Here is a 13665-nt window from a genome sequence, read left to right as displayed (position 1 = left end):
AGGATAACCAGACCGCGAGGCCCACCCACCCTGGCGCGCCGATCACGGCCGGGGTAGCCAGCATTAGCATTGGGAAAGCAGCCCGCGCAGGGCGTCCTTTTCCGCCTGCGTTACCCACAGCCCATACCTCTGCTTCACCGCCACCTGCCGCTGGGCGTACTCGCACCGAAACTCCACGTTCGGCGGCAACCACGTCGCCGCGTCCCCCGCCCCCTTCTGGGCGTTCAAGCCACCGTCCACCGCCAGGAGATTCAACGGATCATTAGCCAGGTTGCGCCGGGTGGCCTCGTCCCACTGCTGTGCCCCCTTCACCCACGCATCCGCCAGGGCCACCACGTGATCAATCTGCACGGCGCGTGAGGTCTCCGCCCCGCGCACAAAATCCATCACCTGACCCGAGTAGGGATCACGCAGCACCCCGGAGGCCACCACGCACTCGTGGGTGCCGGGCTTGAGCACCACGGAGTCCAGATCGCGGCGCAGAATATCGTTGCGGGTATCGCAACCGTTGTGCCCGCCGGCTACCTCCACGTCATCGGACCACGCCTGCCCAAAGGCCTCCCTGGAATAACCCGTCATCGGCGCGCGCCCCTTCACGGCCAGAGATTCCAATTGTTCCTCCACTCCCTGCGCCGGTACGGGGGGCACGCCGGGGGCGGGCTGCTCGCCGGACTCGTAGTAGGACACTCCCATGAGGCACAGGAGGCACACCACGGCGGCGGTGAGCGTTTTCTTCATCATGGGATTCACGCTAACAAGTGCGTGGGACAGGCCGTATCGAACGCTATTTCCGCAGTTCAGCGGAGGCTTCCACCACCGCCTCGGTCAGGCGAGTCAAGGCGGTGGATTCCAGCCTCCAGCGCTGCCAAAACAGGGGAACCTCGTGCACGATCCCGTCCAGGGTGACCAGTTCCCCGGCGCGCACGAGCGGCTGGGCCTGCTGCTGAGGCAACAGCGCCCACCCCAGCCCCACCCTGGCCGCCTCCATGAAGGCCTCCGAGGAGGGAATGTGGTTGACCCTTCGACGCCGTCGCACCGCAGCGTCCAGGCGCCCCTCCAGGTCATCGTCTTGCAGGACATCGTTGGGCCCAAAGCGCAGAACCGGCATGCGCGCCCAGTCCATGCCCTCGGCGGTGCTATACCGGCTGCGCAACTCCGCGGTGGCCACCGCGCGGTACGTCATGGTTCCCAGCGGCACCACGTGGCAGCCCGATACCGGGGTTTCCTCCCGGGTGATGGCGCCCAGCACGTCGCCCCGGCGCAACAGCGCGAGGGTGTGGGCCTCGTCCTCAAGGCGCAGTTGCAGGGCCACGCCGTCCCACGTCGCGGCGCGGGCCAGCACCGGACGGAACCAGGTGGCCAGGGAATCCGCGTTGACCGCCACGGAGAGCGGCACGCGGCCGATGCGCCGACCCAACTGGGCATCGGCCTCGGCCTGGAGCAGGGCCATGCGCCGGGCTGTTTGGGCAATGACCTCCCCGGCGTCCGTGGGCCCCACCGGGGTGGTGCGGCGAATGAGCACCCGGCCCACCTCGCGTTCTAGGGCCTTGATCCGCTGGCTCACCGCCGAGGGGGAAATGCCGAGTTCCTCGGCGGCGGCCTCGAAACTTCCGCCATCGAGAATGGTCAGGAGGGTGAGCATGTGTGTGGGATTCACGGGCGGCCACCATGATTTTCATCACAGTTAAAGCCGCTCCGGCATGGCAGAACGGGCATGGATGAAGCATATCTGCACCCGCTGAAGAATAACAAGATTTACTTCACGGCCCGCCTCACAGAAACTGTGGTCATGTCCATCATGCTCGCTGGTTTCCTGCTCGGCATCTCCCTCATCGTGGCGATGGGGCCACAAAATATCCTGCTCATCAAGCAGGGCATCCGCAAAGAGGGCATCACCGCCGTGATTCTGGTGTGCATCATCTCCGACGTCATCTTGTACGTCACCGGAGCCTTTGGCATGGGGGCCGTTACCACCCGCTACCCCCTGGCGCTGACCGTGCTCAAGGTCGTGGGCGTGATCTACCTGGCGTGGTTCGCCTTCCTCTCGCTGCGCGACGCCCTCTTCACCCGCGCTACCGAGAAGGTACACATCATCGCGGAAACCGAGCCCACAGCCCCTTCCGGGGCACACCTCCCGCAGGAAGCCACGGGCGACGTCGCGGTGAAAACACGCACCACCGCTCCCGCAAAGGCTTCGGCCACAACCACAACCCGAACCTGGGTGCGCCCGGCCCTGGCAGCCCTAGCCCTGACCTGGCTCAACCCCGGCGCCTACCTCGATGGCATGGTGATGATCGGCGGCTACTCCCTGCAATACGGTGCCACGGGGCGCTGGGCGTTTGTGGCCGGGGCCCTGGCCGCCAGCGCCCTCTGGTTCGTCGCCGTGGGCTACGGTGCCGGGAAACTCTCCGGCCCGCTTTCCCGGCCCGCCGTATGGCGCTGGCTCAACGCGGTCTTTGGGGTCATTCTCATCGCCCTGTGCGTCAAGCTGGCCCTACTCTAGGGGTTCTAGGCCCGCTTGGAGGCCGTGGCCCCGGCCCAGATGTTGATCCCGGCGTCGCTGGCGGCGGCGTCGATAGCCGCGAGTTCTTCCTCGGAAAAGTCGAGGTTTTTCAGCGCATCCAGGTTCGCGTCCAGCTGCTCCACGGAGGAGGCTCCCAGCAGCGCGGAGGTCACCTCGGGGCGGCGCAGAACCCAGGCGATCGCCATCTGGGCCAGGGACTGCCCGCGCTTCTTGGCGATCTGATTCAATTCCCGCACCATCGCCAGGTTCTCCGCCGAGAGCATGGAGTCCTGGAAGGACTTTTTCCCCGCCGCCGCGCGGGAATCCTGGGGCACGCCGTCGAGGTAGCGGTCCGTGAGCAAGCCCTGGGCCAGGGGCGAAAAGGCGATCACGCCCAGACCGTTATCCGCCGCCGTCTCCAGCAGGCAGTCCCCGCTTTCCTCGCCCGGCTCCTCCACCCAGCGGTTGAGCATGGAATAACTCGGCTGGTGGATCAGCAGCGGGCAGCCCTCCTCCTCCATGATCTCGGCGGCGCGCTCGGTCAACTCCGGGCCGTAGGAGGAAATGCCCACGTACAGGGCCTTGCCGGAGGCCACGATGTCCCGCAGCGCGTACATCGTCTCTTCCAGCGGCGTATCGGGATCGGGGCGGTGGTGGTAGAAGATGTCCACGTAATCCACGCCCAGGCGGCGCAGCGATTGATCCAGGGAGCTCACCAGGTACTTGCGGGAACCCCCGAAGCCATAGGGGCCGGGGTGCATGTACCAGCCGGCCTTGGAGGAAATAATCATCTCATCGCGGTAGCCGGCGAAGTCCTCGCGCAGGATCTTGCCAAAGTTCTCCTCCGCGCTGCCCGCGGGCGGGCCATAATTATTGGCCAGGTCAAAGTGCGTGATCCCCCGATCGAAGGCGCGGTGCAGGATCGCCCGCTGGGTTTCCAGGGGCTTATCCTCACCGAAGTTATGCCACAGGCCCAGGGAGATCGCCGGGAGTTTCAACCCCGAGCGTCCCACCCTGCGGTAGGGCATGGCTTCATAGCGGTCTGGTGCGGGCTGATACGTCATGCCCGCCACCCTACGCCTTTCACGAGGCTATCGGGCCGCTCCGGTTTCCGAGTCCTCCTCGGCACCCTCCGGGCCCTCGTAATCCACGGAGTCATCCTCCATGAGCTCGGTGGTCACCTCCTCCTCGATGGAGGTGGTGAGCACCTCATCGGTGACGTTGGAGGCCTGGGTGTGGCGCTGCAACTCGCGGGCATCGGCCCGGGAGAAGTCCTCGTCCGGGTGCTCGCGGTTGTAGGTCAACTCGCGGATACGATCGCGGCGGGTGATCTCCTCGTTGATCGTGGAGCGGTTCTTCACCCACCAGTACACCAGCATGCCCACCATCACGATGCCGGTATATCCGATGGCCGGGTACACGTAATTCATCAGCGCCTCGAAGCCAAAGAAGCTAATGCCGTATCCGATCAGGCACAGCACCAGGTACACCGGACGGTACCGGCTGGGGTTGCTGGCCGTCATGCGCCGACCCAGCGCGTAGAACATGCCGATGGCGGTGTTGAAGATCATGGCAAAGATAATCAGCGCCATGATGAACGCCAGCACCGGCGAGATGCTCTCATAGAGCGAGAGCATGGGCACGCTCGCGCTGCCCACCTCGCGGAAGTTCAAGAAGAGCACCACGGCCGCCACCACCAACAGCACCATGTAGGTGAGACCGCCCATCACGCCGCCGCGTACCACGGCGCGCGGATCGGAGTGGTTGCCGCCGATGACCAGGCACATAGACACACCCAGCAACAGGGCCAGGCCGTTGTAGTTCAGGGCGGACAGCCACCACGGGCTCACCGGGGAGTCGGTCTGCTGGGCGAGTTCGCTGATCCCCTCGGTGCTCTCCGCGAGGTTAAGCATGGTGTAAATGAATACGCCGATCACCGCCACGATAATCAGCGGGGTGATCCCGCCGATGATCTTGGACACCTTATCCACGTCCAACAGGCCCACGGCCATGACGATCACCGTCATAATTCCCGAGCCAATCCAGGCCGGAATATCAAACTGCTGTTCCAGGTTGGCCCCAGCGCCCGCCAGCATGACAAAGCCGATGGCAAAGAGGGTGGCCGTCACACCAATATCCAGGATCTTGGACATCACCGGGTGAGCCACGTTGCGGAACACCATGTTGTGCTCGTCGGCCATGAAGTAACTGCCCAGGCCCAGGATCACGGCTCCGGCGATGGTCATGATAATGCCCGAGATCACCGCGCCGATGATGCCCACGCTACCGAAAGAAATGAAGTACTGAATGACCTCCGCGCCCGTGGCAAAACCGGCTCCCACCAGCAATCCCACGAACGACAAGGCGATCGAAATTGACTTCCTCACAGCAAGAAACAGCTCCTTAAAGCTCACTCGACGTCCCCGCGCCACCGGGCCCAGGCCGGGGCAGGCGCGCCTCCCCCAGGCGCACCCGCCGCCACAGCGCCGGGGTATGAACGAGGTACCAGGGTAGCCGTTTCTGGACGAAAGCGACAGTTATGCCTGAAGTTTCCGCGCTATCAGCTCATTGACCTGCTTAGGATCGGCCTTGCCCCGGGTGGCCTTCATCACCGCGCCCACGATGGCACCGGTCACCTTCGTGTTCCCCGCCTTGTACTTCTCCACGATGTCCGGGTTCGCCGCCAGGGCCTTCTCCACGGCCGCCTCAATGGCGCCATCGTCGCGCACCACCTCCAGGCCGCGCGCGGCCACCACGGCGTCCACGTCGCCTTCGCCCGCCAGCACGCCGTCGATAGCCTGGCGGCCCAGCTTGTTGGTGAGCTTGCCTTCGCGCACCAGTTCCGCCACGTGCGCCACCTGCCGCGGGGTCACCGCCACCGCGTCCAGCTCCACGCCCGCCTCGTTGGCCTTCTGGGAAAGGTAGGACACCCACCAGGCACGGGCCTCCTCGGCGGTGGCCCCGGCCTGCGTGGTCTCCACGATGAGGTCCAGGGCGCCGGCGTTGACGAGGTCACGCATCTCGGCGTCGGAAAGCCCCCATTCCCGCTGAATCCGCGCGCGGCGCACCCACGGCAGCTCCGGCAGCGTGGCTCGGATCTCCTCTACCCACTCGCGCGGGGCCAGGACGGGGGGAAGATCGGGATCGTTGAAATAGCGGTAGTCCTCCGCCGTCTCCTTGGGGCGCCCCTTGGAGGTAGAGCCGTCGGACTCCTGGTAGTGGCGAGTTTCCTGCACGATCTCCTCGCCCGCCTCCAGGGCCGCGGCCTGGCGCTGCATCTCAAAGCGCACGGCCTGCTCCACGGACTTCAGCGAGTTGATGTTCTTGGTCTCCGTGCGGGTACCAAACTCCCGCGTGCCCGCCGGGCGCAGGGAGAGATTGGAATCCACGCGCATGGAACCTTGATCCATGCGGGCATCGGATACGCCCAGGGCCTTCACCAGGTCGCGCAGGGCGGCCACGTACGCCCTGGCCACCTCGGGGGCCCGCTCCCCCGCCCCCTCGATGGGCTTGGTCACGATCTCGATCAGCGGAATGCCCGCCCGGTTGCAATCCACCAGGGAGGCGGTGGCGCCGTGAATGCGGCCATCCGCCCCGCCGAGGTGGGTCAGCTTACCCGTGTCCTCCTCCATGTGAGCGCGCTCGATCTCCACGCGCCACTCGGTGCCATCATCGAGGACCACGTCCAGGTAGCCGTCGTAGGCGATGGGCTCGTCATACTGGGAGATCTGGTAATTCTTGGGCTGATCGGGGTAAAAGTAATTCTTGCGCGCGAAGCGGGAGGACTCCGCGATCGAGCAGTTCAGGGCCAGGCCAATCTTAATGGCCCACTCCACGCCCTTGGCGTTGACCACGGGCAGCGCACCCGGAAGGCCCAGGGAGACCGGATCGACGTTGGTGTTGGGCTCCGCGCCAAAGTGCGCGGAGGAGGAGGAAAACATCTTGGTTTCCGTGGCCAATTCCACGTGCACCTCTAGGCCCATCACCGGGTCAAACTTCTCCAGAACCTCATCAAAGTCCATCAGGTCATAGCTCGCGGCAGTCATAGCCCCACAGTCTAGTGCTCAGCGGCGCGGCGGCACACGGCGGGCGGGCCTTTCCTTACGGTTTTTGCTTATCGACGCCCACCTGGCCTTAGTCCCCCGCGCCCTCGCCGTGGGCAGCCTGCCGCCGCCTATCCGCCACCCCGCAGGCGGCCGCGACCATCGCCCCGGAGATGTTGTGCCACACGGAAAACACGGCACCCGGCAAGGCGGAGAGCGGATCGAGGTACCGGGTGGCCAGGCCCGCCGCCAGGCCGGAGTTTTGCATACCCACCTCAATGCTCATGGTGCGGCGCACCGAGCTTGGTTGGCCGGTCACCCGCGCCGCCGCGTACCCCAGGAGATAGCCCAGGGCGTTGTGCATTATCACCGCCACCACCACCGCCAGGTCCGCGCTGAGGATCCTATCCCGCGAGCCCGCCACCACGATCGCCACGATGAGCGCGATCGCCGCCACCGAAACCCAGGGCAGCGCGGGTAATATCCGCTCCACCGCCGCGTGAAAGAGCCAGCGCACCACCAGGCCACCCACCACAGGGATCAGCACCATCTGCACGATGGACAGCGCCATCGAGGAAGCCTGAAGCGGCATGTACTCCCCCGCCAGCCACAACGTGAGCAACGGGGTGAACACCGGGGCGAGCAGCGTGGAAATGGAGGTCATGGCCACCGATAGCGCCACATCACCGCGCGCGAGCAGGCACACCACGTTTGAGCTGGTGCCGCCCGGCGCGCAGCCCACCAAGATCACCCCCGCCGCGATCTCCGGGGGCAGGCGCAGTATCCACACCACCAGCACCGCCGCCAACGGCATGATGACGTATTGTGCCACCACCCCCAGCAGCACCGGCCAGGGGCGCGCCGCCACGAGCAGGAAGTCCGCCGGGCGCAGGCTCAGCCCCATCGCGAACATCACCAGACCCAGAAGCCAGGTGGTGGCCCCGGACAAAGTGGATACTGCGGCGGGGGCCGCAAATCCTCCTACTCCTCCCAGAATCACCAGGAGGGGAAAGCCCACGGCAGCAAGAAAATAGGCGCGGTGCTGGTTCTCTATCCGCTGCGTGGCGGGGGTGGCTGGGCGATGGGGCATGGCGGCCTCCTTGTCCTGGGTTCACGAGCCCCTGCGGCGGAGTGCGTAAAAGGCCTCCACCGCAGGGGCGATGGAGGCCACTTTATCCGGTGATGGTGTTTAACCAAACATCGCCTGCGCGGTCTCGTAACGCCGCAACGGCACCTCCTTGAGCGTGCCCACGGCCTCGGCCAGGGGAATCATCTCGATATTCTCGCCGTGCAGGGCCACCGTCTTGCCAAAGTGCCCCTCGTGGCAGGCCCGCGCCGCGCGCACCCCGTACCGGGTGGCCAGCACCCGATCGAAAGAGGTGGGGGTTCCGCCGCGCTGAATATGGCCCAGCACCGTGGTGCGCACGTCATGGCCCAGGCGGGCGTGAACCTCGTCCGCGATCTGCTGTCCGATCCCGGTGAAGGTCTTGTGCCCAAACTGATCCACCTCGCCCTCGCGCAGCTCCATCGTGCCCTCGGCGGGCAGCGCACCCTCGGCCACCACGATGATCCCGTACTTCTCGCCCATCTGGAAGCGGCGTTCCATCGCCTTGCAGATGTCTGCGATGTCGAAGGGAACCTCGGGGATCACCGTGTAATGCGCGCCCCCGGCCATGCCCGCGTGCAGGGCGATCCAGCCCACGTGGCGCCCCATCACCTCCACGATCATCACGCGGTTATGCGATTCCGCGGTGGTGTGCAGGCGGTCAATGGCGTCGGTGGCCACGGAGACGGCCGTGTCGAAGCCAAAGGTGTAATCGGTGCCGTTGACGTCGTTGTCGATGGTCTTGGGCACGCCCACCACGGGGATACCGTTATCAGAGAGCCACTTGGCCCCCTTGAGGGTGCCCTCGCCGCCGATGGGGATCAGCGCGTCCACCCCAGCGTCGGCCAGGTTGGCCTTGATCTGCTCCAGGCCCGCCTTGAATTTATCGGGGTGGAGCCGGCCGGTGCCCAGGATCGTGCCGCCGCGCAGCAGGATCTTGTCGATGCGCTCGTCGTCGTAGAGCTGCACGCGGCGATCTTCCATCAGGCCCACCCAGCCGTCCTCGTAACCGACCACCGTCGATCCAAATTCGGAGCTGGCCGTGCGCACGATGCCACGGATTACAGCGTTGAGGCCAGGGCAGTCACCACCGGAGGTGAGGGTCGCAATACGCATGGAGACCATTCTAGGTAGTCTCCCCGCTCAGCGCCGGACGCCGTTGCCGATCCCCGCGCTAAGATCAGCCGGTATGGGAATGATGGAGATCAAGAAGCCTCAAGACGTCAATACCGCCGCCGTGGTGGCCACCGGCCTACTCGGCGGCTGGCTGTCCGCCCGGGAGACGGGCATCCGGCCGCTCGGCGGCGCGCTGCTGGCCGCCGCCGGGGTGTGGGCCGGGCGCAGCTGGTGGGCCAAAACCAACCCGGCCACCACGGCCGCCCTCACCGCCACGTACGTGGCGGGCTTTGGGGCCAGCCACCCGCTAGCCAAGAAGATCGGCTCCTGGCCCGCGGTGCTCACGGTCACCGCCGCGGCCTCGGGGGCCGCGTATCTGCTTTCCGACGCCCGCTAAGAATCGGAAGAATCCCGTGCGACGGTCGGCGCGGCTTAGGCCCGCCCAGCCTCGAAGGCCGCGCCCACGCGGTAGAGGCGATCGTCGGCGAAGGCCGGGGCCATGAGTTGCAGGCCCACGGGGAGGTTCGTGTCCGAGGCAAAGCCGGAGGGCACGGACATGCCGCATAGCCCGGCGAGGTTGAGCGGCAGGGTGCAGAGATCGAAGTTGTACATGGCCAGCGGATCGGCCGCCTTCTCCCCCAGCTTGAAGGCCGTGGTGGGCGTGGTGGGCGAGGCCAGGATGTCCGCCTGCTCGTATGCCTTGGCAAAGTCCTGAGCGATGAGCGTGCGCACGCGCTGGGCTTGCAGGTAGTAGGCATCGTAGTACCCCACGGACAGGGCGTAGGTGCCCAAGATGATGCGGCGCTTGACCTCCGGGCCGAAGCCCTCGGCGCGGGTCATCGCCATAACCTCGTTGGCGGAGCGGGAACCATCATCGCCCGCGCGCTTGCCGTAGCGCATGCCATCAAAGCGGGCCAGGTTGGAGGACACCTCGCAGGGCAGGATCAGGTAATACGCGTTGAGGGCGTCGTCGAAGTGGGGGCAGTCCACCTCCACGAGCTGCGCGCCCTGGGATTCCAGCTGGCGCAGGGCCGCGTGGTAGTTCTCCATCACTCCCGGCTGCCAGCCCTCGCGGTCGAACTGCTTAATCACGCCCACCTTGACCCCGCTCAGGTCTCCCGAGGCCCCCTCGCGGGCGGCCGCCACCACGGGGGCCACCGGCCTATCCACCGAGGTGGCATCAAAGCGATCGTGGCCGGCGATGACCTCGTGCAACAGGGCCGTGTCCAGCACGGTACGCGCGCAGGGGCCGCCCTGATCCAGGGAGGAGGCGCACGCGATCAACCCATACCGCGAGACGGTACCGTAGGTGGGCTTCACGCCCACGGTGTTGGTCAAGGCGGCGGGCTGGCGGATGGAGCCGCCGGTATCCGTGCCGATTCCCAGCGGGGCCTGGCCCGCCGCCAGCGCCGCCGAGGTGCCGCCGCCGGAGCCACCGGCGGTGCGCTCAAGGTCATAGGGGTTATGGGTGGGGCCGAAGGCGGAGTTCTCCGTGGAAGAGCCCATGGCGAACTCGTCCAGGTTGGTCTTGCCCAGGATCGGGATACCGGCCTCGCGGATCTTCCGGGTCACCGTGGCGTCATAGGGCGCGCGGTAGCCCTCCAGCATCTTCGAGGCCGCCGTGGTGGGAGCGTCGGTGGTGGTGAAGATGTCCTTCAGCGCCAGCGGCACGCCGGCCAGCGGCGAGGCCGGGGCCTGTCCCTGGGACAGGGATTCGTCCACGGCGTCGGCGGCGGCGAGGGCCTCCTGCGCGCCCACGTGGAGGAAGGCGTGCAGGGCGGCGTCGGTAGCCTCGATGCGATCGAGATGGGCCTGGGTGACCTCCCGCGAACTCACCTCGCGGGCGTGAATCTTAGCGGCCAGCTCGGCGGCGCTCAGGGAGGTCAGGCCGTCCTGCGGTGTGGTGTAGGTGCTCATATGTTTTACTCCCCCAGAATCTGCGGTACGACGAAACGCTGCTGCTCCACCTCGGGCGCCTGATCGAGGGCCTGCTCGGCGGTGAGCATGGCCTCGTGGACATCGGCGCGCATGGTGGTGCTAATGGAATGCGGGTGGCTCATGGGCTCTACCCCCTGCGCCGCGACCTTCTGCACGCCGGAGACGTTGGCCACGATGCCGTCGATCTGCTCGGCATACTGCTCTAATTCTTCCTCGCTGAGCGCAAGGCGGGCTAGTTCTGCGAGGTGGGCCACCTCATCGCGCGAAATCTTAGGCACGCTCTCAAATCCTTCTTCGGCTCGTTCGTTCCAGACTCCCGCCCATGATAATCCACCCCGCACCCCGGCTATCCCCCGCCCACGCGCGACCATGAAAGGCTCCCCTTAGCGCCATTGCCCGCTACCATGTTTTTCGTGCCCTATCTCATTCGCGTTCTCCTCCCGGACTCCCCCGGCAGCCTCAGCATGCTCACCCAGGCATTCGGGGCCATCGACGCCAACATTCAATCCGTGGACGTGGTGGAGGCCTTCCCCGACGGCACCGTGATGGACGACCTCGTCATCAGCCTGCCCACGGGCACCCTGGCCGATGGCCTAATCTCCGCCGCGCAATCCGTGGACGGCGTGCTCGTGGACTCCATCCGCCCCTTCTCCGGCCGCGTGGATCGGCGCGGACAGATCGAGATGCTTGCCGACGTCGCCCGCCACGCCGACAGCGTGGCCTCCGCGATGGAGGAACTAGTGCGGGTGCTCCCCCGCTCCATGACCTCCTCCTGGGCCATCGTGCTCACCACCCGCACGCCCGTGGCCCGCGTGGCGGCCTCCCCGGCCGCCCCGGAGGATAATCAGAACAACCCCGAGGCCATACCCGTCGCCTCCGCGCGCACCCTGCAACCGGAGGCGGAAGATTGGGTTCCCGAGTCCTGGGCGCTGCTCGATTCCGCCCTGGCCGCCGCGCCCCTACCCGGAACCGACCTCGTGGTGATCGTGGGCCGCCCCGGCGGGCCGGACTTCCTGCCCAGCGAGGTCTCCCACCTGGGGAACCTCGCCACGGTCTGCGGGGCGATTCTAGGTAAACAGCCCTAGCCCCGAGCGGGCGGCATAGCCCCCATGCCAGCCCCCGTGCCGCGCTGCCCCATGCCACCCATCATGCCGCCGCTGGATTCCCCGGCGGTGACCTGGGTTTCCTCGCCATCCACCCGCACGGTGTAGGTCTGGCCCATGGTCACCTCCTCGCTGGAAAAGACCACGTTGCCAAAGTCCTTCTCCGCGGTGTAGGAGGCAAGCACCTCGCCCTGATCGTTGAGGATCTCGATGCTCGCTCCCGCCGAGCCGGAGGCGCTGGCCTGAACCCAGCCCTGATCCTGCGTGGACGAGGGAGCCTCGGCCATGCCCGCGGAGCCGATGGCCGCCAGGGTGCCGCCGGTGATGGTGAAGTCACCGTTGTAGTCCAGGGCGCCGTTGCCCCCATTGGTGGGTCCCCACACGGTGACCTCCCCGCCGGACATGGTGACGTCGCCGTTGGAATCCAAGCCGTCACCGCCGGCGTTAACCACCACGGTTCCTCCCGTGATCGTCAGCTGCTCGCCGCTGGATTGATCCATGCCGCCGGGGCCGCCCGCGCCCCCGGGCATACCGCCCTGCGGCCCGCCCTCGGGGGGCATCGGCGGTTCCATCTCCGAGGCCGCCCCGAACCCTGTGTTCTGCGTGGTTTCCGTCTCGGCCGCTGTGTCCTCGGTGTCCTCAGTGTCCTCGGTGTCCTCAGTGTCCTCGGTGTCCTCAGTGTCCTCGGCGGCCTCTGCCGCCTCTGCCGCGTCGGTGTAGCCGGAGGCGTTGATCCCATCATCGGCGGCGGTCAGGTTGAGTTCGCCCGCGGAGATGGTGATGAGCCCGCCTTCGAGGGCCTCCTCGGACTCCTCCACGGTGAGGTTTGCGCCATCGGCCACCACGGCGACGTCGGCGTGCACGCCGTCGTCCCCGGCGCGCACGGTCGCCTCGCCGGAGTGCAGGCCCACCGCGCCGTCGGAATGGAGGCCATCGTCTTGGGCGTCGATGGTGGCCTTCGTTCCCTCCAGCAGAAGGTAGGTGCCCGCCACTACGCCCTTATCGGCGCTGGTGACGGTGATATCCCCGCCGGTGAGCAGGACGTCCGTGGCGGCGTCGATGCCGTCATCGCCCGCCGTGAGGTTCAGGGTACCGCCGCTGATCTCCACCCACCCCTTAGCCGGGTCCTCGTCGTGGTTGGAGCGCAGGGCGTCCCCTTCCGCGGCGGTGACCGTGATCGTGCCGCCCTCGACAGTCAGGGAGTCCTTGCCGCGTAGGCCATCATCGGCGGCGGTGATGTTCAGCGTGCCGGAGAGCACCACCAGATCGTCGGTGCTGGCGATGCCGTCGGCCCCCTTGCCCTCCACGGTGAGGCTGCCCGAGCCTGAAATGGTGAGATCGGCGGTGGAGTAGATGGCGGCGTCCGCCTCGGCGTCCTCGGCGTAGGTTGAAGCATCGGAGACCTTGTTCTCCCCGCTCAGCGAGATCGCCACGTCATCGGCGGAATCGACCTGGATCGCCGGGCCGTTCGGGTTGGCGATGGTGGCGTTGTCCAGAATCAGCACCACCCGATCCTCCTCACCGGCCGCCACGGTAACGCCGGCGTTGAGGGTGCCGCTAAGGCGGTACACCCCGGCCTCGGTGATGGTGACGTCCTCGGAGCCGGACAGCGCTATCTCCTGGGCGTCATCGGCCGACCACTCCTCCTCGCTCACCACGGTGGCCTGGGAGTTTCCGGCGCGGACCTGCTCGGCGCTGGGCGCCTGGGTGGTATCGGCGATGGTGGTGCCGTCTGCGGCGGTGACCTCGGCGGCAGCCGCCGTGGGTTCGCCGGTGCCCTGCCCGGAGCAGGCGGCCAGGGTGAGGGTGGAGGCCACCAGGGCGGCGGCGAGGAGCTTGCGTGCGTGCGTTTTCATG

Annotated in this window: 13 protein-coding genes; 3 read left to right on the top strand and 10 right to left on the bottom strand. The window is 66.8% G+C overall.

Translation table 11 applies throughout. The features are described from left to right. Positions 1 to 63: 63 nt before the first annotated feature. The gene (locus Cocul_RS09160) at positions 64 to 741 is read right to left on the bottom strand and encodes an HNH endonuclease family protein (protein WP_082422259.1); all 678 of its coding nucleotides are present in this window, start codon (positions 739 to 741) and stop codon (positions 64 to 66) included. Between the two features lie 43 nt (positions 742 to 784). Beyond that, on the bottom strand, positions 785 to 1657 hold the full coding sequence (locus tag Cocul_RS09155) for a LysR family transcriptional regulator ArgP (RefSeq protein ID WP_055122970.1): 873 nt from the start codon (positions 1655 to 1657) through the stop codon (positions 785 to 787). A gap of 132 nt (positions 1658 to 1789) precedes the next feature. Here Cocul_RS09155 and Cocul_RS09150 point away from each other — a divergent pair, with 132 nt between their 5' ends. After that, positions 1790 to 2503, top strand: coding sequence for a LysE/ArgO family amino acid transporter (locus tag Cocul_RS09150; protein ID WP_055123092.1), 714 nt, complete (start codon positions 1790 to 1792; stop codon positions 2501 to 2503). 5 nt (positions 2504 to 2508) lie between these two features. Here the strand turns inward: Cocul_RS09150 and mgrA are convergent, their stop codons facing one another. The 5 genes from mgrA to Cocul_RS09125 form a co-directional block, all read right to left on the bottom strand. Beyond that, positions 2509 to 3576 carry an L-glyceraldehyde 3-phosphate reductase gene (gene mgrA / locus Cocul_RS09145; protein WP_150114435.1) on the bottom strand — a complete coding sequence of 356 codons (1068 nt, stop codon included), beginning with the start codon at positions 3574 to 3576 and terminating at the stop codon, positions 2509 to 2511. Positions 3577 to 3594: 18 nt separating this feature from the next. After that, positions 3595 to 4890 carry a YkvI family membrane protein gene (locus tag Cocul_RS09140; RefSeq protein WP_245622191.1) on the bottom strand — a complete coding sequence of 432 codons (1296 nt, stop codon included), beginning with the start codon at positions 4888 to 4890 and terminating at the stop codon, positions 3595 to 3597. 150 nt (positions 4891 to 5040) lie between these two features. Continuing rightward, on the bottom strand, positions 5041 to 6549 hold the full coding sequence (gene gatB / locus Cocul_RS09135) for an Asp-tRNA(Asn)/Glu-tRNA(Gln) amidotransferase subunit GatB (protein ID WP_055122967.1): 1509 nt from the start codon (positions 6547 to 6549) through the stop codon (positions 5041 to 5043). Between the two features lie 88 nt (positions 6550 to 6637). After that, the gene (locus tag Cocul_RS09130; RefSeq protein ID WP_055122966.1) at positions 6638 to 7636 is read right to left on the bottom strand and encodes a bile acid:sodium symporter family protein; all 999 of its coding nucleotides are present in this window, start codon (positions 7634 to 7636) and stop codon (positions 6638 to 6640) included. 99 nt (positions 7637 to 7735) lie between these two features. Continuing rightward, entirely contained in the window at positions 7736 to 8767 is a 1032-nt protein-coding gene (locus tag Cocul_RS09125; RefSeq protein ID WP_055123091.1) for a 6-phosphofructokinase, read from the bottom strand. Positions 8768 to 8840: 73 nt separating this feature from the next. Here Cocul_RS09125 and Cocul_RS09120 point away from each other — a divergent pair, with 73 nt between their 5' ends. Then, on the top strand, positions 8841 to 9164 hold the full coding sequence (locus tag Cocul_RS09120) for a hypothetical protein (protein ID WP_055122965.1): 324 nt from the start codon (positions 8841 to 8843) through the stop codon (positions 9162 to 9164). Positions 9165 to 9199: 35 nt separating this feature from the next. On the opposite strand, the gene gatA is transcribed toward Cocul_RS09120, so the two are convergent. Together gatA and gatC are read right to left on the bottom strand one after the other, a co-directional pair. Then, positions 9200 to 10684: an Asp-tRNA(Asn)/Glu-tRNA(Gln) amidotransferase subunit GatA gene (gene gatA / locus Cocul_RS09115; protein ID WP_055122964.1), complete on the bottom strand. Its 1485-nt coding sequence runs from the start codon at positions 10682 to 10684 to the stop codon at positions 9200 to 9202. A 5-nt stretch (positions 10685 to 10689) separates the two neighbouring features. Next, positions 10690 to 10983, bottom strand: coding sequence for an Asp-tRNA(Asn)/Glu-tRNA(Gln) amidotransferase subunit GatC (gene gatC, locus Cocul_RS09110; protein WP_055122963.1), 294 nt, complete (start codon positions 10981 to 10983; stop codon positions 10690 to 10692). A gap of 126 nt (positions 10984 to 11109) precedes the next feature. Between gatC and Cocul_RS09105 the strand changes: the two genes are divergently transcribed. Further along, entirely contained in the window at positions 11110 to 11790 is a 681-nt protein-coding gene (locus tag Cocul_RS09105) for an ACT domain-containing protein (RefSeq protein WP_425388789.1), read from the top strand. On the opposite strand, the gene Cocul_RS09100 is transcribed toward Cocul_RS09105, so the two are convergent. Then, positions 11787 to 13664: a carbohydrate-binding domain-containing protein gene (locus Cocul_RS09100; protein WP_055122962.1), complete on the bottom strand. Its 1878-nt coding sequence runs from the start codon at positions 13662 to 13664 to the stop codon at positions 11787 to 11789. The genes Cocul_RS09105 and Cocul_RS09100 overlap by 4 nt on opposite strands. Between the last annotated feature and the right edge of the window lies 1 nt (position 13665).

It is taken from the genome of Corynebacterium oculi (assembly GCF_001412105.1).
Taxonomy (GTDB): domain Bacteria; phylum Actinomycetota; class Actinomycetes; order Mycobacteriales; family Mycobacteriaceae; genus Corynebacterium; species Corynebacterium oculi.
This window is presented reverse-complemented; position numbering and strand designations above follow the sequence as displayed.